The sequence below is a fragment of the Serratia sp. FDAARGOS_506 genome, assembly GCF_003812745.1.
Taxonomy (GTDB): Bacteria; Pseudomonadota; Gammaproteobacteria; order Enterobacterales; family Enterobacteriaceae; genus Serratia.
This window is the reverse complement of the sequence record NZ_CP033831.1, coordinates 2,343,994-2,367,321: the sequence shown is the minus strand read 5'-3', so window position 1 is coordinate 2,367,321 and position 23,328 is coordinate 2,343,994. Positions and strand designations below refer to the sequence as shown.

The window sequence follows — 23,328 nt, the reverse complement described above, 5'->3', positions numbered from 1 at the left end:
CTCTTGCCGCTTCAATCGCCACAGCGCGTTAAATTGAAGGGGGAATATTAACATTGTTCGCAACATTGTTCTGCGTTCCGTAGTGACTTGGGTCAAGCAAACGCAATTAAATTTCGCCTGTTTTTCACTACTTATCGTTAAAATCTGCCGGTCATTTCACTTTTATCGAGCTTTGTCGTTTTTTTATACATATCACGTATTGCTAAAAATAAACGCGCTGGTAATCTGGCGGTGTTTTGCAGCAGTAAAAACAATAATCAGTGGCATGCCGACCAACGTCATTGCGCCGGCAGATAAATATAAGCAGGAATAATAATGAGCAAAATCGCGCTGTTGTTTGCGATGCTTGTTTCTATGCCGATGATCACGGCCTGCAGCGCCAGCGAGCAGGTACCCGAAGCGCCGGTAGTTAAACAGCAATTATTGGGTTCGCCGGTCTATATTCAGATCTTCAAAGAGGAACGCAAGCTGGAATTGTATGCCAGAATGGGCAATGAATTCCGCTTGGTCAACACGTTCCCGATCTGTAATTTCTCCGGTGGGCTGGGTCCTAAACGCCGTGAAGGCGACTTTAAAAGTCCGGAAGGCTTTTATAGCGTTGACGCGCGCCATCTGAAACCCGACAGCAAGTATTATCGGGCAATCAATATCGGTTTCCCTAATGATTACGATAAATCGCAGGGTTATTCCGGCGCTTATCTGATGATCCACGGCGAATGTAAATCGATCGGTTGTTACGCGATGACCAACACCTATATGGATGAGATCTATCGCTACGTCGAAGCTGCCTTCGCCTATGGGCAAAGCCGCGTCGACATCAGCATCTACCCGTTCCGCATGACCGAGCAGAACCTTAAACGCCATGCGTCATCCAGCTATATCGCCTTCTGGCGCCAGCTGAAGCCGGGTTACGATTACTTCGCGAAGAACCACCAGCCGCCGATGATGACCGTGGACAACGGCCAGTATGTGCTGGGTCAACCGTTGATGAGCAGCGGCCAGATGACGCAGTACGCGTCAGCCAGCCCGACGCCCAACACCAACCCCTTCGCTCAGAACAAGCCGCTCACCGAAGTGAAATAACGCGAACTCGCCTGGCTCAATCTTGTGCCAGGTTTCGTTGGCGGTCAGCGGTTGGGTGGCGATCACCGTGACCACATCGTTCGGTGTGGTCTGCTGCTGAAAATCGATTTCCACATCCTGATCGAGCAGCGTCGCCTTGCCGAACGGCGCGCGGCGCGTGATCCAATACAGGTTGGTGGAGCAATAGGCCATCACGAAGCGCCCATCCGACAACAGCATGTTGAACACCCCTTTCTTGCGCAGCTGGCTCGCCAACAGACCGATGTAGCGGAAAACCGCCGGCCACTGGCTCGGGGTGCGCGGGTATTTCAGCGCCAGCTGATGCAGCAGCCAGCAGAACGCATATTCGCTGTCGGTCTGGCCGACCGGGCGAAACGTGCCTGTATCCAGTTGACGATAGCCTTTCAATTGGCCGTTGTGCGCGTAGGTCCAGTTGCGGCCCCACAGTTCGCGGGTAAACGGATGGGTGTTTTCCAACGCCACTTCGCCACGGTTGGCCTGACGAATATGGGACACCACCGCGCAGGATTTGATCGGGTAGTCCTGCACCAAGCGGGCGATCGGCGAGTTGAAGCTCGGCTGCGGATCCTTGAATGTGCGGCAACCGTTCCCTTCATAGAAGGTAATGCCCCAGCCATCCTTATGCGGCCCGGTACGGCCGCCGCGCTGTACCAGGCCGGTAAAGCTGAAGCAGATATCGGTCGGTACGTTTGCGCTCATCCCGAGCAGTTCACACATCGCCAGCACTCCTTAACCACACTGACACAGGCTGTGCGGGCGCGCCATGCAGCACCCGCAGTCTCATTCATGGGGAGCCGCAGCCCCCCAAAGGCTATCAAGCCTTAACCATCTCTTTTTCGATCAGCTGAATCAAGATGTGAATCGCTTTGATGTGGATTTCCTGAATGCGGTCAGCGTAACCGAAGTGCGGCACGCGAATTTCCACATCGGCGGAACCCGCCATCTTGCCGCCGTCCTTGCCGGTCAGGGTGATCACTTTCATCCCCTTGGCGCGCGCTGCGTCGATGGCCTTGATGATGTTGCCGGAGTTGCCGGAGGTGGAAATGCCCAGCAGTACGTCACCTTCGCGGCCTACCGCTTCCACATAGCGAGAGAACACGTACTCATAGCCGAAGTCGTTGCTGACGCAGGACAGATGGCTCACGTCCGAGATGGCAATCGCCGGGTAGCCCGGACGGTTTTCACGGTAGCGGCCGGTCAGCTCTTCGGCGAAGTGCATCGCGTCGCAATGGGAACCGCCGTTGCCGCAGGAAATCACTTTACCGCCGGCTTTGAAGGAATCCGCCAGCAGCACCGCCGCACGTTGTATGGCGTCGATGTTGGCGTCGTCATTAATAAATTTCGCCAGGGTATCAGCCGCTTCGTTCAGTTCACTGCGAATAAGGTCGTGGTACATGAGGAACCTCTTGTTATCGTCAAATCTTCCGCTCCGCAGTGTACCGGATCGCGGAAACAGCGAGAAGCATTCTCAGCCAAACAGCGCGCCGGTTAAGGAAGCGGAGAGGTTTTTGATGATTGGTGCTGTCAGTTTGTGACCTGAGTTGTAATTAAACTGTAAACGCATTGATAAAAATTCTGCCTTGTACTAAAACCTATTACATACACACAACAGGTCAGACCTCTTACTACTTCGGAGCTTCTTATGATGGTTCTTAGTATTGTCGTTTTACTGGCTCTCCTCGGCGTGGTGTTCTACCACCGAGTGAACCTTACCCTCAGCAGCCTGATCCTGGTGGCGTACACCGCCGCCATGGGTGCGATCGGCCTGTGGAGCTTCTGGCTGTTGCTGCCGCTGGCGATCGTGCTGCTGCCGCTGAACCTTTCCTCCCTGCGTCGCTCCCTGCTCTCCGCACCGGCGCTGCGCGCCTTCCGCAAGGTGATGCCACCGATGTCCACCACCGAGAAGGAGGCGATCGACGCCGGCACCACCTGGTGGGAGGGCGATCTGTTCCGCGGTGCGCCGGACTGGAACAAGCTGCACAACTACCCGAAACCGCGCCTGACGGAAGAAGAGCAGGCGTTTATCGACGGCCCGGTGGAAGAAGCCTGCCGCATGGCCAACGACTTCCAGATCACCCATGAACTGGCCGATCTGCCGCCTGAACTCTGGGCGTACCTGAAAGAACACCGTTTCTTCGCGATGATCATCAAAAAAGAGTACGGCGGTCTGGAATTCTCCCCTTACGCTCAGGCGATGGTGCTGCAAAAACTGGCCGGCGTTTCCGGCATCCTGGCTATCACCGTCGGCGTGCCGAACTCCCTCGGCCCAGGTGAACTGCTGCAACACTACGGCACCGAAGAACAGAAAAACCACTACCTGCCGGGCCTGGCGCGCGGCGACGAGATCCCTTGCTTCGCGCTGACCAGCCCGGAAGCGGGTTCTGATGCCGGTGCCATTCCGGACGTCGGCACCGTGTGCATGGGCGAATGGCAAGGCAAGCAGGTGCTGGGCATGCGCCTTACCTGGAACAAACGCTACATCACGCTGGCACCGGTCGCCACCGTACTGGGTCTGGCGTTCAAATTGCATGACCCGAACCGCCTGCTGAGCGACAACGAATCCCCGGGCATCACCTGTGCGCTGATCCCGACCAGCACGCCGGGCGTGGAAATCGGCAACCGCCATTTCCCGCTGAACGTGCCGTTCCAAAACGGCCCGACCCGCGGCACCGACGTGTTCGTGCCGATCGATTACATCATCGGCGGCCCGAAAATGGCCGGCCAGGGCTGGCGCATGCTGGTTGAGTGCCTGTCGGTCGGTCGCGGCATCACCTTGCCGTCCAACTCTACCGGCAGCCTGAAATCCATCGCCCTGGCGACCGGCGCCTACGCGCACATTCGCCGTCAGTTCAAGATCTCCATCGGCAAGATGGAGGGTATCGAAGAGCCGTTGGCACGCATCGCCGGCAACACCTATGTGATGGACGCCGCCGCTTCGCTGATCACCTATGCGCTGGTGCAGGGCGAGAAGCCGGCCGTGCTGTCGGCCATCGTCAAATACCACTGTACGCACCGCGGCCAGCAGTCGATCGTTGACGCCATGGACATCGCCGGCGGTAAAGGCATCATGCTCGGCGAATCCAACTTCCTGGCTCGCGCCTATCAGGGCGCTCCGATCGCCATCACGGTGGAAGGCGCGAACATCCTGACCCGCACCATGATGATCTTCGGTCAAGGCGCGATCCGCTGCCATCCTTATGTGCTGGATGAAATGGCGGCGGCGCAGAGCAACGATCTGAACGCCTTCGATAAATCGCTGTTCGGCCATCTGGGCCACGTCGGCAGCAACAAGGTACGCAGCTTCTGGCTGGGCCTGACCAACGGCCGCACCAGCGCCACGCCGACCAAGGACGCAACCCGTCGTTACTATCAGCAGCTGAACCGCCTGAGCGCCAACCTGGCGCTGCTGTCGGACGTTTCCATGGGCGTGCTGGGCGGCAGCCTGAAGCGCCGCGAGCGCATCTCCGCCCGCCTGGGGGACATCCTCAGCCAGATGTATTTGGCTTCCGCCGTGCTGAAACGCTTTGACGACGAAGGCCGTCAGAAAGAAGATCTGCCGCTGGTGCATTGGGGCGTGCAAGACAGCCTGCATAAAGCCGAACAGGCGCTGGATGACCTGCTGCGTAACTTCCCGAACCGCTTTATCGCCGGCGCGATGCGCTTCGTGGTCTTCCCGTTCGGCCGTGTGCATACCGCACCGTCCGATCGTCTGGATCACCAGTTGGCCAAGATCCTGCAGGTGCCTTCCGCTACCCGCAGCCGTCTGGGGCGCGGCCAGTACCTGACGCCGAGCGAACATAACCCAATCGGCCTGCTGGAAGCGGCGCTGGCCGACGTGATGGCCGCCGAGCCGATTCACGAACGTCTGTGCAAGGCGGTCGGCAAAAACCTGCCGTTCACCCGTCTGGATCGTTTGGCGGAACGCGCGCTGGAAGAAGGCAAGATCAGCGCCGACGAAGCGAAAATTCTGGTGAAAGCCGAAGAGAGCCGTCTGCGCTCCATCAACGTGGACGACTTTGCGCCGGATGCGCTGGCGGCCGCCAAGCCGGAAAAGCCGGCGGCGCACTCTAAGCGCCAACAGCAGACCGAAGCGGCTTAACGCCAATTCGAACTTCACGCATCCAAGGGGCGATCATCATCGCCCCTTTTTCTTTTCTTGCATCACAAACTGCGCAGCGCGCCGCAGGTTGACGCAGCGGCGGATTTCACGGGAAGGAAGTTCGAGTAGACTGCGCGGCGGGTGCTCTGGATCTTTCTGTCCGGAGCCTTGGCAAAGGAGAGAAAGGCCCCGAGTCGATATTATCAACCCGAGGCCACTCTGATGCCAAGCAACATCAGGTTAGCCTCTTACCCGCCGCAAGGCAAGGATAAGGAGGTCAAAAATGCAGCAAAAACGGGTCGTACTTAAGCTGGTGATCGTCTGTATGACGCTGATCGCGTTCATCTGGCTAACCCGCGGTTCGCTGTGCGAACTGCGCATCAGGCTGGGAGACTCGGAGGTTGCGGCCACTTTGGCTTACGAACCCGAACGGTAAGGCAACCCAACGGCGGGGTTCGCCCCGCCCGTTGGCTGATGGTGTCAGGCTGGATCCACGAGCACCCGCCTTTTCAACCGCTGACCGTCAGTTTGTCGTAGCCGCGCAGGCGGTAATTCACCACCGACACCAGCCAGCAGAAGATGAACACGGCGATCACCCAATAGCCCATTTCCCCCAGATGTTCGTTGAGCCGCGCGACGGCGTCCCACAGCGGGCCGGACAGCGCCAGCTTGTCGGCGATAAGCCCAAGCGCTTCGATACCGCCGATAAACACCGCGATGATCACCGACGCCGCCGTGATGGTCATGTTGTAGTACAACTTGCGGATCGGTTTGGAGAACGCCCAACCGTAAGCGCCAATCATCACGAAGTTGTCGATGGAGTCGATCAGCGCCATCCCGGCGGCGAACAGCGCCGGGAACAGCATGATGCTCCACAGATTCATGCCATGGCCCGCACCGGCGGCCGAAATCCCCAGCAGCCCGACCTCGGTGGCGGTGTCGAAGCCCAGGCCAAACAAGAAGCCCACCAGGTACATGTGCCAGCTCTGGTTCACCAGCCTGAACAGCGGGCGGAAACAGCGCGCCAGCACACCGCCGCCGCTCATCAGCAAATCCAGCGATTGATGCGCAGGCAACTCGCCCGCCTTCACCTGCCGGAAAGTACGCCACACGGAGATCAGCACCAGCAGATTGATAAAGGCCACCGTCAGCAAAAACAACGAGGACACCAGCGTGCCGATCAAGCCGCCGGTTTCGTGAAACCAGCCCATCTGGCGGCTGAACATCATCGCCGTTGCGGCAATCGCAGCCGAGGCCAGCACCACGATGGTCGAGTGGCCGAGCGAGAAAAAGGTGCCGACCGCCACCGGCGTTTTGCCCTGCTGCATCAGCTTGCGGGTCACGTTGTCGATCGCGGCGATGTGATCGGCATCCACCGCATGGCGCAGGCCAAAACTGTAGGCCAGCAAGGCGGTGCCCATCAGCGCGGCATTGTCTTTGAACACCGCCAGCGCCAGCAGCCAAACGATGACGTTGACCGCCACCAGCCCCAGCAACAGGGATACCGCCCGTCGCCGGGCCGCACCATGCAATCCTTCGGAAACTACCGCCATATCCACACTCCTGTTTTATCGTTATGTTCAAATCAATGGATTAGCGCCGCGCCGCGATCACCGCCGGATTGGCGCTCAAAAACAGCCAGGACGCGATCACGAACGGCATGGTCAACGACGGTATGCCCAGCGGGGCCAGCAGGGTATTGAACGCGCCCTGCACCAGCACCGTAAAAATCACGCCGAGCAGCGTATAGATCAGCACCCGCCGGCCGGGCGGGTTGAAGACGGATCCCAGCGCCACCGCCGTCAGCACTGCGCTGAAGGCGTACAGCCCAGCGAAAACCACCTGCGGATCGGCGCCGATCGCCAGCGATGTGGCCACCGCCAGCAACGCGCCGAAAAAACCCAGCAGCATCGCGCGCGGCGACGAAACCGCCAGCCCGATCAACAGCAGCAGGCCACCGCTCACGCTGCTGCACAAAAAGACCTGGGACACGCCGTGTAGCGCGCCGCTCAGCATTTCCGCCACGCCGGGATGTGCGTTGAACACAGCACCGGCGGCCGGGATAGCCGCCGCCGGCAACCGTACATGTCGCAGATGGCTGAACGGATAGCTGGCCAGCAGCACCGTCCAGGTGGTCAGCACGAAAGGCGCCGTCAGCGCCGCGATCTTCCAGGTGCGCAACAGCCGATTGAGGCCAACGGTGACGATCACCGAGATCGCACTGCTGAACATCACGCCGGTCCACAGCCAGGCCGAGGGCAGCAAAAAGGTCGGCAGCGCGGCACCGACCAGGCAACCGTTGTAGCCATACAGACCAGAGCGCAACGCCGTGCGATCGTCCACCAGCCACGCCGCGCTCAGCGTCGCCGACGCAGTGCCCAGCAGACAGCCGAAGGCCACCTGTGGCAACCCTTCCTCATAGGCGCCCACGAAAATGGCGATAAAAAACAGTAATCCTGTCAACGGATTATTTTGAAACATCACCTGCGAACAGCCGCGCAGCACCGCATCCGCCGCCGCCGCTATCCGGCTGTGGGCACACAGACCGCCCCAACTCCACCTTGTTGTCATGACCGCTTCCCGCTGCAGATTAGCGCCAGATAAAGGGCTCCGGCAGCGTCACGCCCAGGATCTCTTCCCGGGCGACGCGCCAGAAAACGCGAATGGCCGCCTTCACCTGGCGCGCCTCTTTGCCCAGGGCCTTAAAGATCAGCCCGCACTCGTTGGGCAGCCGGCTGACGCCGCTGGCGATCCCCTCAACCTCGTTATAATGGGGCGCGATGCGATCGAGGATCCGCTGATGGTGCTCGGGCGGCGTCAGCAGGATCACATTGCCGAACACGTCGAACGGCCCCATCACGCCGACCCCGTTCAGCGGGTGTTTATGCGGCTCCAGCACATAGCGTTCGACAAACAGCGTCTTGCCCTCGGGGCGGCAGGCGCTGATGCGCGAGGAGTACACGTCGAACCTGAACCCACGATCCGCCTGATGGTGTTTGCGCCCCGACATCAGGATCTCGCCGTAGAGCAGCGTCGCCGTCGGGTGCAGCGTAATGCGGGTATCGGTAATGAAGCGCGAACCGCAGTGGGGGATCACCGGATCGGGCATCATCTCCAGATAGCTGCCCTCTTCAAGCGTCAGCGTCTGCATCTGCGCCGCGTAATTATTTTCCATGGCGTGGATCTTGGTCGCCGACTGGGTGGTGACATGCCCGCAGGCCTGGGGAGCGACCTGCACCTCGAGCGTCAGGCGATCGCCCTGCAAGATGCACCCCGAGGTGGAGATGACGAACACACACGGCATCTGCGGCAGCGCTTCATCCCAATACAGCGCCCGCTGCACCAGAAACGGCACGCGCCGCTCCATCTGCCGCAGCACGCTGCGATGCCCGCTTAGCGCAAACCCCAGCCGCAGATAGCCGGTTTTGCCCACACCGCCGCTGGCCATCTGCGGCGGCTCATCCTGATAATCGGCCAGCTCCGGCGCGTCGGCACCGAGCTGCGCGACGCGCCTCGCGGCTTCGCTGACCGCTGTCATACCGCCGCCGACGGCGCATGGGTAAACAGGAAATCACGCATGATCATGTCCACCAGCTCGTCGATGCCTTCGCCGGTTTTGCAGTTGGTGAGAATATAAGGCCGCTCGCCGCGCACCACGCGGGTGTCGTGTTCCATCACCGCCAGGCTGGCACCGACATAGGGGGCCAGATCGATTTTGTTGATCACCAGGATGTCGGCCTGCACCAGGCCCGGGCCGTTTTTGCGCGGGATCTTTTCCCCTTCGGCGACGTCGATGACATAGATGTAAAAGTCCGCCAGCGCCGGGCTGAAGGTCAGCGTCAGGTTATCGCCGCCGCTCTCGATCATTACTACGTCGCTTTCCGGGAAACGGGCCTCCATCTCCTCTACCGCCGCGATATTCATGCTCGGATCCTCGCGCACGGCGGTATGCGGGCAAGCGCCGGTTTCCACGCCCAGGATTTTCTCCTCGTCCAGGATCCCCTTGAGCGTGCGCTTGACCTGTTTGGCGTCTTCGGTGGTGACGATGTCGTTGGTGATGATCAACGGGCTGATGCCCCGCTCGATCAAGCGCGGCGTGATGACTTCAATGATCGCGGTCTTGCCCGAGCCTACCGGGCCGCCGATACCGATGCGGGTAATTTTTTTCACTCTGATCGTTCCTTATTATCAGTTGCTGAACAGTCGGGTAAACGCGCCGACGTGCAGTGCGGCCAGGACATCGGTCACTGGCGCGTAAGAGGCCATTTGTTCAACGCCGCCGCGTTCGGCTTCGTCGCAAAAAACATCGATGTCCCGGTTGAGTTGAAACAGGATGCGTTGGGTGTCGATATGGGTGACGCGCATCAGGCGCATGGCGGCGCTGAGAATGGTCATCGCCACACCGTACTGATGCATCACCGCCACCTCGCGCGGGCCGGCGCCCAGCGCCGTCATCACCACCGCCTGCGTCACCGGATAGGTGCCGGCGGCGCGACCGGTTTTGATCTGTTCAAGCCACCAGGCCACCAAGGGTTCGTCGCAGATGGCCGCTGCCATTTCCGCCAGCTTTTTTCCCATCCGCACCACCATGTTGCGGCCCTCTTCGTTCAGCTTGCGGTTGAACAGCGCCCAGTCATGCCCAATCACCGCCTCGCGATCGCCGGCCTGCAGCGCCCGACAGGCCGCCGCCACCGCTCGGCCGTCGCCGCCCGCCGCCTGTTGCAAGGCGGTGCGGGTGAACGATTGCAGCGTGTCGGCATCGCGCACGATGCCGGCCTGGATCGCCGACTCGACGCCATTGGAAAAGGCGAACGCCCCCACCGGCAGCACCGAGTCGGCAAACTGCAGGATGCGAATCAACTGGATGGCGTTCATTTCAGTTTGATCACATGCTGACCGAGGAAGGGGCTGTCGACATGCACATGAGTGGCGGAATCCTCCGCGCCACCGAACAGCAGGCGCGCTTCGGGCTGGGTCAAATGCGGCAAAATGCTTTCGCCCTTCACGAACGAATAAGGCAACGCATGGAAACCGTGGGTTTTCATCACCGAATCCATCACCTTGGTCGCCACCGTCAGCGGAATAAAGATGCGATTCCCTTTGATGACCGATTTCCAGTGCTGGTTGCCCAGCGCATGCCCCAGTTCGAACGCGGTCTTCAACACCGTCGCCATATCGGTCGCCAACAGCGACTCAAGATGAATTACCATCACGTCGCGCAGGTTCATCTGCACCACTACCGCGCTGCGGTTCGCTTCGTCCCAGAGCAACACGTCGCCGTCGGCCAGCACCTGATGACGATCGAGGGAGATGCCGAGATCCTGGCCGTCGCGAGTGGTCTTGCGGCAGCGACTTTTCTGCGCCTCCCACTGCGAAAGCGCCAGCACGTCCAGAGAGGCGTGTTGCAAGCGCTCGCGCCAGTCGGCATCCCGTTTGATATTGCCGAGTATCTTTTCAATCACGATCATGAGCGGCAGTTCCTAGCTGAAGAAGTAGCGTTGATTAAGCACGGCGGTGGCGATCGGCTTCACCGTGGCGTGTTCGCCGTTGACCTTGACCGCGAAGGTTTCGGGATCCACCTCGATGTGCGGCGTTTCCGCATTGCGCACCATGTCCTGCTTGGAGATCGCCCGGCAGTTATGCACCGCCATCACCTGCCGCTCCAACCCCAGCTTCTCTTTGATGCCATCGTGCAACGCGGCGCCGGAGACGAAGGTGACGCAGGTTTCCTGCAGCGATTTGCCCATGGCGCCGAACATCGGGCGGTAGAACGTGGGCTGCGGCGTCGGCAACGACGCGTTGGGATCGCCCATCACCGCCCAGTTGATCATCCCGCCCTTGATCACCAGCTTCGGCTTGGCGCCGAAGAAGCGCGGTTCCCACAGCACCAGATCGGCCATCTTGCCGACCTCGACCGAACCCAGCACGTGGCTGATGCCCTGCGCAATCGCCGGATTGATGGTGATCTTCGCCACGTAGCGCAACACGCGGAAGTTGTCGTGCTCCGCAGCGTCTTCCGGCAGCTTACCGCGCGCGACTTTCATCGCGTGCGCCGTCTGCATCACCCGCAGCCAGTTTTCGCCGACCCGCCCCATCGCCTGGGAGTCACTGGAAAACATCGACAGCACGCCCATGTCGTGCAGCACGTTTTCCGCCGCGATGGTTTCCGGCCGCACCCGGCTTTCGGAGAACGCCACGTCGGCCGGCACATTGGGATTGAGGTTGTGGCACACCATGATCATGTCGAACAATTCGGCCTGGCTGTTGATGCCGAACGGCAGCGTGGGGTTGGTGGAGCTCGGCAACACGTTCATCTGCGCGGCGACCTTGATGATATCCGGCGAGTGCCCGCCGCCGGCGCCTTCGGTGTGGAAGGTGTGGATGGTGCGCCCTTCAAAGGCGTCGATGGTGTCCTCGACGTAGCCGCCTTCATTCAGGCTGTCGGTGTGCACCGCCACCTGAATATCCATGTCGTCGGCCACGCGCAGCGCGTGGCGCAGCGCGGAGTTGGTGGCGCCCCAGTCCTCATGCACTTTCAGCCCGGCCACGCCGGCGGCGATTTGTTCGACCAGCGGCGCAGCGTGCGAAGCGTGCCCCTTGCCGAGCATCCCCACATTGACCGGCATAGTCTCGAAGGCGCGCAGCATACGGTGGATGTGCCAGGGCCCGGCGGTCACGGTGGTGCCGTTGGAGCCGTCGGTCGGCCCGACGCCGCCGCCGAAGAATGTCGTCACGCCGTTGGAGAGCGCGTGCGCCGCCTGCTGCGGTGAAATGAAGTGAATGTGCGTATCGATGCCGGCGGCGGTCAGGATCAGGTGCTCGCCCGAGATGGCGTCGGTGCTGACGCCCACCACCATGCCGGGCGTGACGCCGTTCATCATCGCCGGGTTGCCGCTTTTGCCAATGCCGGCGATCAGGCCGTTTTTGATGCCGACGTCCGCCTTGATCACTCCTTGCCGGGCGTCCAAAATCGTTACGTTGGTAATCACCAGATCCAACACGTTATCGCTGGTTAATCGGTTGTCGGCGCCCATGCCGTCACGCAGCGACTTACCGCCGCCGTAGACCGATTCCTCGCCGTAGCCGCGCAGGTCTTTTTCTATTTCAATAAACAGTTGCGTATCGCCCAAACGAATTTTATCGCCGGTAGTCGGGCCGAACAGCCCGGCATATTCTTGCCTGGAGAGGGTTGGCATGCGTTATTCCTTGCTCGTCTTCGTCGGCGCCTGATCGAGGTTTTTATAACCCAGCTCAATAGCTCGCTTTACATCTATCGTTTTCTTTACTCTTTCACCGGCCGCAACCGGGCTGTCACCCGCCCAACCGTCCACCAGATTATTAAATCCGTAAACCGTTTGTTTGCCGCCGATGGCAATAAGCGCCACATCAATCTCATCACCGGGTTCAAAACGGATCGCCGTCGTGGCAGTGATATTCAAGCGCTTGCCGAAGGCAGCGGCGCGATCGAATTGCAATGCTTTATTGGCTTCAAAGAAATGAAAGTGCGAGCCAACCTGAATAGGTCTGTCGCCGGTATTACGCACCGTTAGAATAATGCTTTCGCGATCTTCATTGAAGGTGATGGGGCTTTCGGACAGGATATAGCCGCCAGGCGGCACGTGCTTTTCTTGGTCATGCTTTTTCATCGAAATACCTGTGCTGATAGGGTTTATTCGTGGCACTCAGGAACGCAAACCGCACTTATTGAATCGGATCGTGCACCGTCACCAGGCGGCTGCCGTCGCTGAATATCGCTTCGACCTGCACATGCGGGATCAGATCCGCCACGCCATCCATCACATCATCGCGGCTCAACACCTGCCGCGTGTCGCTCATGACTTCTTCCAGCGTTTTTCCCTCGCGGGCGCCTTCCAGCGCTGCGGTGGTGATAATCGCCACCGCCTCGGGATAATTCAGCTTAATCCCTCTGGACTTTCGCTTTAATGCGACGTCGGCCAGGGTATAGACCATCAACTTTTCAATTTCTCTTGGCGTTAATTGCATGGGGCGCTCCGTTCTCGATAGGAATAATCAGACAAAACGAGGCCAAAGGTAATTAATAGTTAATAACCTTGCGTTATTTATTTACGTTTATCTGACCCTCGAACAATCTAGGAGGTAATATCGAGATGATCAAGCCACAACTTTATTCACGTTAGAACATGAGCTATCTCACTCCATAAAAAAGTAACGGTGACGTGATAGTTTTTGTCGATAAAATTTCTTTTTTTCTCTTTATGTTTGCACAATAAAACGATCAAAAAAAGCACAGTCCAGCCTGTTTTGTTTTCACCACCTCAATAAAACCCAGAAAAATAACTCCTGCAGGTGCCAAACCATCAATATTTAAGACATGTAACCAACGGTCAGGAGATATAATTAAATTTACAAACAAGATGCGAACAAAAATATATTTTTAGTTAAAAATAATTTATCTATTCTGTTGCTGATACCAATAAGTTCTTAAAATTAAAAAAACCGGCCGCAGCCGGGTTTGCCTCATTGCCAGGTTATTCAACCTTGTTGACGAATGCGCGCCAACAGCGCGTCGATATGCTCGATCTGCGGCGCATTTACGATCAGCATGCGCCCCAATCCCAGCGCATGGCGCTGACAGCCGAGGCGCATGTCAGCATCGGCGATGCTGTCAAGATCGGCGACGTGCGCCAGGCCGATGGTGCGCCGAATCAGTTCGGCACCGCAATACCCTACCGCATCGGCCCAGACCTGTTGCAGGAACTGCTCGGCGTAACCCGGCGTCGCCAGCGCTGCATCCCGACTTTGCTGATGGCACAACGCCAGGAAACGGTCAGCGAAAATCAGCCACAGCTCACGCACATCCTGCAGCCGCTGTTCGCGCCCGGCGGCAGCGTCGCGCGGCCCGAACAGCCCCGGCAAACCGCAGTAGTTGAGCAGCAGGTTGCCTAATACAGTGCCGACATCGAAACCGATTGGGCCATAGAAGCCGAATTCAGCATCGATCGCTTTCAACCGCCCTTCCGCCACAAAGATCGAACCGCTGTGGATATCCCCGTGCAACAGCGCCTCCGCCTTGCTGAGGAAACGATGTTTCAGGCCGGCGACCGCCAACTTCAACGGTGCATCCTCGCGCAGCGCCTGCACCTGCGGCAATAACGCCGCCTCGAACTGATTGCGCTCATGGTCGATGTAGGGATCGGTAAAGAACAGATCTTCGGTGATCTGGCATAGCTCGGGGTTGGTAAAGCGGCTGACCTCCGCCTTCTTCTGCTGCGCCGACTGATAAAAGTCGGAGGTGTGGAACAGCGTCTGCGCCAGGTATTCCGCCAGTTGCCCGGCCGCCAGCGGGTGATAGTTGCCCTGCACCAGCTCACTGCGCCAAATGCGATGGTCGGAGAGATCTTCCTGCACCATCACCGCCAATTCGGGATCGTGATGCAAAACTTTTACCGTATGCCGTGGACAGAAGCCGCCGTGTACCAGCAGCGTTTCCGCTTCGATGCGCGCCCGATCCAGCGTCAACGGCCAGGATTCGCCCACGCAGCGCACATAGGGCAACGCCTGTTTGACGATCACCCGGCTCACGCCTTCGCGATCGCGGATCTTGAACACCAGGTTCAGGTTGCCGTCGCCGATCTCGTCGGCGCTCACCAGCGCCTGCGGATCGGCCACCTGCCCGTATTGGCGGGCGTATTCAACGGCATCGGCAGCCGTAAACGTACGATAAAGCGACATTCCCCAACCCCTCTGTTCTCTCTCGCTGCCCCCAGCGATTCTGTTTATTTAGACGTAAAAGCATTTGGACGTCTATACATCTGGAAGTCATGTTGGCAGAATAGCGTCTCAGATGCAATAACCACGCAACAAGGAATTAACCGCCGATGCAAGCGCTTAACACCACCAGTTTGACCCTGCAGGACAACCGCCTTTGGATCCTCGATCAGCAAGCCCTGCCGCAGGAAAAGCGGTGGCGCGCCTGCGACAGCGTGGAGGAGTTGGTCGGGCACATTCACAGCCTGCGGGTGCGCGGCGCGCCGCTGATCGGGCTGTCCGCCAGCCTGCTGTTGGCGCTGCTCGCGGAACGCGGTTTGCCGCGTGACAAGCTGGAACAAGCGCTGCACACGCTGCGCGCCGCCCGCCCGACGGCGGTCAACCTGATGAACAATCTGGATCGCATGAAGCTGGCGCTGGCGGAGCCTGACTGGGCGCCGGCGATGGTGAACGAAGCGCTGCGGCTGGTGGAAGAAGATCGCCGGCTGTGCGATCGCATTGCCGCTCACGGTGCGGAGTGGGTCAAGCCCGGCAGCCGCCTGCTGACCCACTGCAATACCGGCGGGCTGGCCACCGCCGGCATCGGCACCGCCATCGGCGTGCTGCTGCGCGCCCACCAGCAGGGCAAGGTGCAGCAGGTGTGGGTCGATGAAACTCGGCCGCTGCTGCAGGGTGGCCGCCTGACCGCCTGGGAACTGGGCGAGTTGGGCATTCCCTATCGCCTGATCTGCGACTCTATGGCCGCCAGCCTGATGGCGCAGGGCCAGGTCGATGCGGTGTGGGTCGGCGCGGATCGCATCGCCGCCAACGGTGACGTTGCCAACAAAATCGGCACCTACAGCCTGGCGGTGCTGGCGCACTATCACGGCATCCCGTTCTACGTGGCCGCCCCGCATACCACCCACGATCCACACTGCCCGGACGGCGCAGCCATTCCGATCGAGCAGCGCGCGGCGGCCGAAGTCACCGGCGTTTCAGGCAGCTTCGGCGCCTGCCAGTGGGCACCGAACGATGCACCGGTCTACAATCCGGCGTTCGACGTCACGCCGGCCAAGCTCATCAGCGGATGGGTATTCGACAGCGGCGTGATTACGCCGCAGCAGGTTGAAGCCGGGATTTTCCGGCGGGCGTTGGGCTAACGCCCGCATTCGCACTCAGTCCAGACGCGGGTAGCTATCGGCGATCGTGTCGCCGGTAAAATGCGCCACCCAGCCTTCTGGATTGTCGAACACCCGGATCGCGGTGAAATGGGGCGCCGATCCCATATCGAACCAGTGCCGGGTGTTGGCCGGCACCGAGATCAGATCGTTCTTTTCACACAGGATCTGGAAGATCTTGCCGTCCAGATGCAGGCAAAACAGCCCTGCGCCTTCGACGAAAAAGCGCACTTCATCTTCACCGTGCGTATGTTCGGACAGGAATTTTTCACGCAGCGCCTGGCGCTGCTCATGGTCCGGCCGCATGCTGATCACGTCCCAGCTCTGGTAACCCTTTTCTGCCACCAGCCGGTCTATCTCATGCTGGTAGGCGGCGATCACCGCCTCTGGCTGCGGGTTGTCGCCCAGCTCGCGATCCGCTTGCCAGCGCTCAAAACGCACGCCGATCTGTGCCAATTGCCGCTGGATCTCCTGCGCATCGCGGCTCTGCCACAGCGGTTGCTGCGGCGCTGTGTCGCTGAAAATGGTCAATCCACTCATGAGACGAACTCCCCTAAATCGATACGATCAAAACGGTTAACCTGCGGATGCCGGCTCTGCGCGTCCGGCTCATCGCGGATCAGCTGGCAGGTATGCCAGCCGGCGGCCTGCGCCGCATCCAGCTCCTGGTGGATGTCGGACAAAAACAGCAGCTCATCGGGCGCGATGCCGATAGCCTCTGCAATGTTGCGGTACGACGCGGTTTCACGTTTGGCGCCAACGTGCGTATCGAAATAGCCGCTGAACAGCGGCTGCAGATCGCCCGCGTCGCTGTGGCCGAACAGCAGCTTCTGCGCCTCCACCGAACCGGAGGAATAGACGTAGAGCTTCACTCCCTGCCGCTGCCAGGCGGCCAACTGCCCCGCGACTTCCGGGTAAAGATGCCCGCGGAAATCCCCTTCGCGGTAACCACTGCGCCAAATGATGCCCTGCAGCGCCTTGAGCGCGGTGGATTTGCGATCTTCATCCATAAAGCGGTACAGCACGGCGATCAGCGCGTCGAGTTCCGCCTGTGGCTGGCCAATTTCAGCGCGCAGCGCCGCCAGCGGTGCGGCGACTTCGCTCTCAGCGGCATGGCGGCGCACAAAATCCGCCAGCCGTTCGCGGGCGTAAGGAAACAGTACCTGATGCACAAAGCGAATATCGCTGGTGGTGCCTTCAATGTCGGTCACGATAGCGCGGATCATTTCGCCTCCAGTAAGCGGCGTTGCAGTTCACACTGGAATAGAAATTCCAGCCCTTCGAGATGGCGGCGGGCTTCCGCCACCTGGCTCCCCCAGCAATACAGGCCGTGGCCGCGGACCAGAAAGCCGTATTGCAGCGGCGTGCCCTCGGCATAGGCCGCCACGCGCGCCGCCAGCCGAGGGATATCCTGATCGTTGTCAAAAATGGGGATCGCCACGCTGTCCAGGTGGCTGCGCTGGCCGGCCAGCGACTTTTGCATTTCGTACCCCTGCAGCATCAGCGCATCGCCGCGCTCCACCCGCGACAGGACGGTAGCGTTGACGGAATGGGTATGCAGCACCGCGCCGATATGCGCAGACAGGCGGTAGAGCAGCGTGTGCAATCCGGTCTCCGCCGACGGCGTGCGGCCGCTCGGCACATGATTGTCGGCGATATCCACCCGCAGAAAATCGGTGGCGCTGAGGCTACCCTTGTCTTTGCCGGACTCGGTGACCAGGCACTGACGTTCGTCCAGGCGCAGCGACATGTTGCCGCCGGTCGCCGGGCACCAGCCTTTGTCGCCAATCCAGTGGCAGGCCGCCAGCAATGCGGTAAGTTGCGGATTCTCCGTCATTATTATCGTTTCCCGTTCGGTAAGGCGGCCGGCAGATGAGACTTGGCGTGCCGCGTGGCGGGCTAAGCACTTTTTCGCATTTAGCCATCTAAGCGTCTTGATTGCCAAATACTAGCATCGTGTTATATTGACGGCAATATAAGCGCCTGGAGTATTCACCTGCTATGAGCACTTCCGCATTGATTCCCGAAAGTAAACTGCCCTCATTGGGCACTACCATCTTTACTCAGATGAGCGCACTGGCGCAGCAGCACCAGGCGATCAACCTGTCGCAGGGCTTCCCCGACTTCGACGGCCCGGACTATCTGAAAGAACGTCTGGCCTGGCACGTCGCCCAGGGCGCCAACCAATATGCGCCGATGACCGGCGTGGCGCCGCTGCGCGAAGCCATCGCCGACAAAACCGCCGAACTGTATGGCTGGCAGCCGGACGCCACCGCCGAAGTGACCGTCACCGCCGGCGCCACCGAAGCGCTGTTCGCCGCCATCAGCGCGCTGGTGCGCCCTGGCGATGAGGTGGTCTGTTTCGATCCCAGCTACGACAGCTATGCGCCGGCGGTCACATTGGCCGGCGGCGTACTCAAACGCATCGCCCTGCAGCCGCCCGTGTTTGCCGTGGATTGGCCAGGGTTCGCCGCCGCGCTGTCGCCACGCACTCGCCTGGTCATTGTCAACACGCCGCACAACCCATCCGCCACCGCCTGGCAGGCGGAAGACATGCAACAGCTGTGGCACGCTATCGCCGAACGCGAAATCTACGTGCTCAGCGACGAGGTTTACGAACACATCTGCTTCGCCAAAGGCGGCCACGCCAGCGTGCTGGCCCACCCACAGCTGCGACAGCGCGCGATCGCGGTGTCCTCTTTCGGCAAAACCTTCCACATGACCGGCTGGAAAGTGGGTTATTGCGTGGCCCCCGCCGCGCTGAGCGCCGAGGTGCGTAAGGTGCATCAATACCTGACCTTTTCGGTCAATACCCCGGCCCAGTTGGCGCTGGCGGATAGCCTGCGCGCCGAGCCCGATCACTGGCGACAGCTGCCGGCGTTCTATCGCGCCAAACGCGACCGCTTTGTACAGGCGCTGGCGAGCAGCCGACTGGAAATTTTACCCTGCGCGGGTACATACTTCTTGCTGGCGGACTACAGCGCCATCTCCGATCTGGACGATGTAGCGTTCTGCCATTGGTTAACCGAGCACGTGGGCGTGGCGGCCATTCCGCTGTCGGTCTTCTGTGCCGATCCTTTCCCCCATAAATTGATCCGGCTGTGCTTCGCTAAACAGGACGCCACACTGGATGCAGCTGCGGAGCGGTTATGTCGACTTTAAAAATTACCCTGTTGCAGCAACCGCTGGTCTGGCGCGACGGCCCCGCCAACCTGGCGGCTTTCGATGCGTTGCTGGCGCCGATCGTCGGCCGAGATCTCATCGTCTTGCCGGAGATGTTCACCACCGGTTTCGCCATGGATGCCGGCGAGAGCGCCCTGCCAGAACAGCAGGTGATCGACTGGCTGCACGGTTGGGCGGTGAAAAGCCACGCGTTAATCGGCGGCAGCGTGGCGCTGAAAACTGACGAGGGCGCGGTCAACCGTTTCCTGTTGGTGGAGCCGGGTGGCCAGGTGCACGCCTATGACAAACGTCACCTGTTCCGCATGGCCGGCGAACACCTGCACTACCAGGCCGGCAACCGGCGTGAAATCTTCGAGTGGCGCGGCTGGCGCATCCTGCCGCAGATCTGCTACGACCTGCGTTTCCCGGTCTGGGCGCGCTATCAGCAGGATTACGATCTGGCACTGTACGTCGCCAACTGGCCGGCGCCGCGTAGCCGCCATTGGCAAACGCTGCTGGCGGCGCGGGCGATTGAAAATCAGGTGTATGTGGCGGGCTGCAACCGGGTGGGCGACGATCCCAACGGCCTGAGCTACAGCGGGGATAGTTTAATCATCAGCCCACAGGGCGAGATCCTGGCGGATGCGGAGCCCGGCGCGGCCACGCGGCTGGAGGCCGAGCTGTCGCTGGAAACCCTGCAGAGTTACCGCAGCGCCTTCCCGGCCTGGCGCGACGCCGACAGCTTTCTGCGTTTAGACTGAATTCCCGGCCCCAAGCCGATAACGCAAGGAGAAGTGATATGGATATGACAACGCTCTTGCTCTATATCGTGGCCGTCGCGGCGGTCACCATCACGCCGGGCCCAACCATGCTGTTGGCACTCAATAACGGCGCCACCAAAGGCAAACGCGTCGCCGCCTGCGGCATTGCAGGCGCGGCGCTGTCCGACCTGCTGTTGATTGGCGCCGTCGGCTGTGGCCTGGGGGCGATATTGCAAGCTTCCGAACAGCTTTTCACGCTGGTCAAATGGGCCGGCGCCGCTTATTTATTCTATCTCGCCTATCAACTGTGGCGTGCGCCGCTTGGTGCCCCGCAGGCGGCGCAGGACACCATGCCCGGCGCCCGTAACGGCCGCGCTGCGTTTATGCGCTCGCTGTTGGTCGCACTTTCCAATCCCAAGGGGCTGCTGTTCTTTTCCGCCTTTCTGCCACAGTTCATTCGGCCAGAGGACGATGTGGCGCTGCAATACGTCATTCTCGCTCTGGTGACGGCCCTGATCGATATCGCCCTGATGAGCCTCTACGCGCTTGGTGGCCACCATGCCATGCGTATCTTGTCCGGCCGCGCTCTGCGCTGGCTTAACCGGACCTGCGCCGGGCTGCTGGCCGGATTGGCCGTCGCCCTGAGCCTCTATCGCCGCAACGCGTCGTCTTAGGGATGCTGTCCTGCATCATAAACGTTCCAGGCGGCCTGCAACGCTTCGCCCTGCTTGCCGGCGAAACCGAGCCGGTTCAGCACGGCCTCCAGCGCCGCCAGGGTTTGCAGCACGCAATCCTTGCGCGCGTTGTAGCCCATGGTGCCAATACGCCAGATCTTACCCTGTAGCGGGCCAAACGAAGTGCCGATTTCAATGGCGAAGTCGTTCAGCATCATCTGACGCACCTGTTCGCCATGTACCTGCGGCGGGATCACCACGCCGAGCACGTTGTTCATGCGGTGTTCAAGATCGCCGAACACCGCCAGCCCCATGCCCCGAATGCCCGCCAGCATCGCCGCGCCGTGCAGCCGGTGGCGGGCGATGCTGTGATCCAGACCTTCTTCTAGGATCACCCGCGCGCATTCTCGCGCCGCGAACAGCATGCTGGTGGCTTCGGTATGGTGGTTCAGACGCTCCGGGCCCCAATAATCCATGATCATGCCGATATCAAAATAGTTGGAGTAGATCATCTCGTCGTCGCCGTCGGCATGCTCGGCGATACGGATCCCCTGCTCCACGCATTTACGGCGGCGCACGATCTCCTCAAACTGCGGACCAAGAGTGACCGGCGAACTGCCGGCAGGGCCGCCCAGGCACTTCTGCAGACCGGCGGAGACCGCATCCAGCCCCCAGGCATCGGTTTCCAATGGGTTACCGCCGAAGGAGGCGGTCGCATCGGTGTAAAACAACACGCCGTGGCGACGGCAGATATCGCCCAGCTCATGCAGCGGCTGCAGCATGGTGGTGGAGGTGTCGCCTTGTACCGTCAGCAGCAGGCGCGGGCGCACTCGCTTAATCGCGTCCTCGATGAGATCGGCGCTGAACACCTCGCCCCACGGCACCTCGATAGTGTGCACTTCGGCGCGGCAGCGGCGGGCGATCTCGCACAGCAGATGCCCAAAGCGGCCGAATACCGGCACCAGCACTCTATCGCCCGGACGAATGGCGGAAACCAGCAGCGCCTCGATACCGGCGCGTGAGGTGCCGTCCACCAGCATCGTCCAGCGATTCTCGGTGCGGAACAGCGCGCGATACAGCGCCATGACCTGATTCATGTAACCGGTCATCGCCGGATCATACTGACCGATCAGCTGGCTCGACATGGCTCGCAGCACGCGCGGATCGGCATTGATCGGCCCCGGCCCCATCAGCAAACGCGCCGGCGGGTTAATCTGATCGAATTGCGAGATATCCAACATGTTCATTCCCTGTCAGCTTAGTAAGTTATTGAGTTATGCCTTCAGCGTCGAAACGACGTTTGTTTGCTGCCCAACAGCCTACTCTCGATAAGGATTCTGTTGAAACAAAAGGTTCTTACGAATATTTAATGAAACCAAAATAATGCAATGAGATGACCGATCCGCCTTAAACAGCGGAAGGTGAAGGAAAGGAAATGATCTGCCGCGTTTAACGCAGCTCCAATTCGTGCAGCGCCTGCAACAGTTCGGCGACGTGATGAATACGTTGCCGCCTCTGCGCCAGCCTCTCATGCAGCAACGCATGACTAAGCAGGCTCATGGCGGCAGCATAGCAGTCGAACGCTGGCACGCTAGCGATTATTCGTTGATAGGACATGGCAACGGCATGCCCTTCTCCAGCGCCAATGTTGGAAAAGGGCTGCGCGGTCAGCACCAGTAGGCCATGAAGTTGACGGTAGCGCGATTCAGATCGCGTTCGCCGATCAGATAACGCCGCAGCGTTTTCACCGTGGAAGACTCGGCCGCCACCCAGGCATAAAAAGCGTTACCGCCGGCCGCACGCTCCCACAACACCTCATCGCTCAGGCTGCTTTCCGCCAGGGACTGCGCCTGCGCACACGCCGACGCGGGGATAACGACCCGCTGGCGCACCGCCTCCACCAGCAGCGTGCCATGCGCCATTTGGTGGCCCACGTCACGCGGCAGCCAGTAAACCTCGGCGAACGGGAAACGGGCCAAATCCAGGCAATCCCCCGCCACCGGCACCTCAAAAAATGCCTGCACTCGCGGCGGATTGGCCTGCTGCGCCAGCTGCTCCAGAATACCCATCGCCGCCGGCACCGCCGTCTCATCGGCGATCAACAGCGCCTGCTGCAACTGCGCCGGCGGCACCCATTCGTAGCCGCCGCTGTCGCCGTCGAAGTCAGCGTTGGGAGCGACCGTCTGAAGGGCGTCACCCGGCTCGGCGTGGGTCGCCCAAGCGGAGGCCGGGCCGTTCACGCCATGCAGCACGAATTCGACGTCCATCTGATTCTGCTCACAGCGCAGCGCACGCAGCGTATAGGTGCGCATCACCGGACGCTGTTCTTTGGGGATCGCCATGTAATCGCCGTACCAGTCCGGGCCGTTAACCAAATGCGAGATCTTGCCATCCGCCGCCGGGAACAACAGTTTGATGCGCTGATCCGGCGCTTCCAGCTTCATCCGATGAATATCCGCACCTTCAAACACACAGCGCACCAGCGAAGGTGAAATCAGCGTTTTGCTTTTCAAGGTGATATCAAAAATTCTGTAGCTGGCGGACATGTTCTCGATTCTCCGGCAACGGCTGTCGCTTGTACGTAAGGCCGATCGGCTGCCGTGTTGACGGCGTGGGTTGCA

24 protein-coding genes are annotated in these 23,328 nt (G+C 60.2%); 7 read left to right on the top strand and 17 right to left on the bottom strand.

The window, feature by feature from the left end; translation table 11 throughout:
• Positions 1-315 precede the first annotated feature (315 nt).
• Positions 316-1,083, top strand: a complete 768-nt coding sequence (gene dpaA / locus EGY12_RS11405) for a peptidoglycan meso-diaminopimelic acid protein amidase (protein WP_123893675.1) — start codon at positions 316-318, stop codon at positions 1,081-1,083.
• Here the strand turns inward: dpaA and EGY12_RS11400 are convergent.
• Complete coding sequence (locus tag EGY12_RS11400; protein ID WP_004930222.1) at positions 1,018-1,821, bottom strand: class II glutamine amidotransferase; 804 nt, start codon at positions 1,819-1,821, stop codon at positions 1,018-1,020. The genes dpaA and EGY12_RS11400 overlap by 66 nt on opposite strands.
• A gap of 97 nt (positions 1,822-1,918) precedes the next feature.
• Positions 1,919-2,500: a D-sedoheptulose 7-phosphate isomerase gene (gene lpcA / locus EGY12_RS11395; RefSeq protein WP_004930220.1), complete on the bottom strand. Its 582-nt coding sequence runs from the start codon at positions 2,498-2,500 to the stop codon at positions 1,919-1,921.
• 246 nt (positions 2,501-2,746) lie between these two features.
• Between lpcA and fadE the strand changes: the two genes are divergently transcribed.
• Complete coding sequence (gene fadE, locus EGY12_RS11390; RefSeq protein ID WP_123893672.1) at positions 2,747-5,203, top strand: acyl-CoA dehydrogenase FadE; 2,457 nt, start codon at positions 2,747-2,749, stop codon at positions 5,201-5,203.
• 283 nt (positions 5,204-5,486) lie between these two features.
• Entirely contained in the window at positions 5,487-5,639 is a 153-nt protein-coding gene (locus EGY12_RS11385; protein WP_123893670.1) for a Hok/Gef family protein, read from the top strand.
• A gap of 73 nt (positions 5,640-5,712) precedes the next feature.
• Here EGY12_RS11385 and EGY12_RS11380 read toward each other — a convergent pair whose 3' ends face one another.
• From EGY12_RS11380 to mtnK, 10 genes are all read right to left on the bottom strand, one after another.
• On the bottom strand, positions 5,713-6,756 hold the full coding sequence (locus EGY12_RS11380) for a HoxN/HupN/NixA family nickel/cobalt transporter (protein WP_123893668.1): 1,044 nt from the start codon (positions 6,754-6,756) through the stop codon (positions 5,713-5,715).
• A 40-nt stretch (positions 6,757-6,796) separates the two neighbouring features.
• Positions 6,797-7,774, bottom strand: a complete 978-nt coding sequence (yut, locus tag EGY12_RS11375) for an urea transporter (protein WP_123893665.1) — start codon at positions 7,772-7,774, stop codon at positions 6,797-6,799.
• Positions 7,775-7,793: 19 nt separating this feature from the next.
• Positions 7,794-8,741 carry an urease accessory protein UreD gene (locus EGY12_RS11370; RefSeq protein ID WP_123893663.1) on the bottom strand — a complete coding sequence of 316 codons (948 nt, stop codon included), beginning with the start codon at positions 8,739-8,741 and terminating at the stop codon, positions 7,794-7,796.
• On the bottom strand, positions 8,738-9,373 hold the full coding sequence (gene ureG / locus EGY12_RS11365) for an urease accessory protein UreG (protein ID WP_019454316.1): 636 nt from the start codon (positions 9,371-9,373) through the stop codon (positions 8,738-8,740). The genes EGY12_RS11370 and ureG overlap by 4 nt, the downstream gene beginning before the upstream one ends.
• An 18-nt stretch (positions 9,374-9,391) precedes the next feature.
• Positions 9,392-10,078: an urease accessory protein UreF gene (locus EGY12_RS11360; RefSeq protein ID WP_123893661.1), complete on the bottom strand. Its 687-nt coding sequence runs from the start codon at positions 10,076-10,078 to the stop codon at positions 9,392-9,394.
• Positions 10,075-10,671, bottom strand: coding sequence for an urease accessory protein UreE (gene ureE, locus EGY12_RS11355; RefSeq protein WP_047572557.1), 597 nt, complete (start codon positions 10,669-10,671; stop codon positions 10,075-10,077). The genes EGY12_RS11360 and ureE overlap by 4 nt, the downstream gene beginning before the upstream one ends.
• 12 nt (positions 10,672-10,683) lie before the next feature.
• A complete protein-coding gene (locus EGY12_RS11350; RefSeq protein ID WP_049271934.1) occupies positions 10,684-12,399 on the bottom strand; it encodes an urease subunit alpha in 1,716 nt (571 codons plus the stop codon).
• A 3-nt stretch (positions 12,400-12,402) separates the two neighbouring features.
• Complete coding sequence (locus EGY12_RS11345; RefSeq protein ID WP_123893659.1) at positions 12,403-12,849, bottom strand: urease subunit beta; 447 nt, start codon at positions 12,847-12,849, stop codon at positions 12,403-12,405.
• Between the two features lie 55 nt (positions 12,850-12,904).
• Positions 12,905-13,207 (bottom strand): urease subunit gamma, encoded by a 303-nt coding sequence (locus EGY12_RS11340; RefSeq protein ID WP_123893657.1) that lies wholly within the window; start codon positions 13,205-13,207, stop codon positions 12,905-12,907.
• Between the two features lie 510 nt (positions 13,208-13,717).
• Positions 13,718-14,917 (bottom strand): S-methyl-5-thioribose kinase, encoded by a 1,200-nt coding sequence (gene mtnK, locus EGY12_RS11335; RefSeq protein WP_123893655.1) that lies wholly within the window; start codon positions 14,915-14,917, stop codon positions 13,718-13,720.
• 146 nt (positions 14,918-15,063) lie between these two features.
• On the opposite strand from mtnK, the gene mtnA reads away from it, so the two are divergent.
• Positions 15,064-16,092 (top strand): S-methyl-5-thioribose-1-phosphate isomerase, encoded by a 1,029-nt coding sequence (gene mtnA / locus EGY12_RS11330; RefSeq protein WP_123893653.1) that lies wholly within the window; start codon positions 15,064-15,066, stop codon positions 16,090-16,092.
• Positions 16,093-16,107: 15 nt separating this feature from the next.
• On the opposite strand, the gene EGY12_RS11325 is transcribed toward mtnA, so the two are convergent.
• From EGY12_RS11325 to EGY12_RS11315, 3 genes are read right to left on the bottom strand one after another with little or no spacing between them, the layout of a single operon-like run.
• Positions 16,108-16,650 (bottom strand): acireductone dioxygenase, encoded by a 543-nt coding sequence (locus tag EGY12_RS11325; protein ID WP_123893651.1) that lies wholly within the window; start codon positions 16,648-16,650, stop codon positions 16,108-16,110.
• A complete protein-coding gene (gene mtnC, locus EGY12_RS11320; protein ID WP_123893649.1) occupies positions 16,647-17,336 on the bottom strand; it encodes an acireductone synthase in 690 nt (229 codons plus the stop codon). The genes EGY12_RS11325 and mtnC overlap by 4 nt, the downstream gene beginning before the upstream one ends.
• A complete protein-coding gene (locus EGY12_RS11315) occupies positions 17,333-17,947 on the bottom strand; it encodes a methylthioribulose 1-phosphate dehydratase (protein ID WP_123893647.1) in 615 nt (204 codons plus the stop codon). Before EGY12_RS11315 ends, mtnC begins: the two co-directional genes overlap by 4 nt.
• A gap of 164 nt (positions 17,948-18,111) precedes the next feature.
• Between EGY12_RS11315 and EGY12_RS11310 the strand changes: the two genes are divergently transcribed.
• The 3 genes from EGY12_RS11310 to EGY12_RS11300 are packed head-to-tail and all read left to right on the top strand — an operon-like array spanning position 18,112 to position 20,707.
• Positions 18,112-19,272 (top strand): pyridoxal phosphate-dependent aminotransferase, encoded by a 1,161-nt coding sequence (locus EGY12_RS11310; protein ID WP_123893645.1) that lies wholly within the window; start codon positions 18,112-18,114, stop codon positions 19,270-19,272.
• The gene (locus EGY12_RS11305) at positions 19,260-20,033 is read left to right on the top strand and encodes an amidohydrolase (protein WP_123893642.1); all 774 of its coding nucleotides are present in this window, start codon (positions 19,260-19,262) and stop codon (positions 20,031-20,033) included. The genes EGY12_RS11310 and EGY12_RS11305 overlap by 13 nt, the downstream gene beginning before the upstream one ends.
• 38 nt (positions 20,034-20,071) lie before the next feature.
• Positions 20,072-20,707 carry a LysE family translocator gene (locus EGY12_RS11300; RefSeq protein ID WP_123893640.1) on the top strand — a complete coding sequence of 212 codons (636 nt, stop codon included), beginning with the start codon at positions 20,072-20,074 and terminating at the stop codon, positions 20,705-20,707.
• Here the strand turns inward: EGY12_RS11300 and EGY12_RS11295 are convergent.
• Complete coding sequence (locus EGY12_RS11295; protein WP_123893638.1) at positions 20,704-21,948, bottom strand: alanine--glyoxylate aminotransferase family protein; 1,245 nt, start codon at positions 21,946-21,948, stop codon at positions 20,704-20,706. The genes EGY12_RS11300 and EGY12_RS11295 overlap by 4 nt on opposite strands.
• Positions 21,949-22,374: 426 nt before the next feature.
• Positions 22,375-23,253, bottom strand: a complete 879-nt coding sequence (locus tag EGY12_RS11285) for a siderophore-interacting protein (RefSeq protein WP_123893636.1) — start codon at positions 23,251-23,253, stop codon at positions 22,375-22,377.
• Positions 23,254-23,328 lie beyond the last annotated feature (75 nt).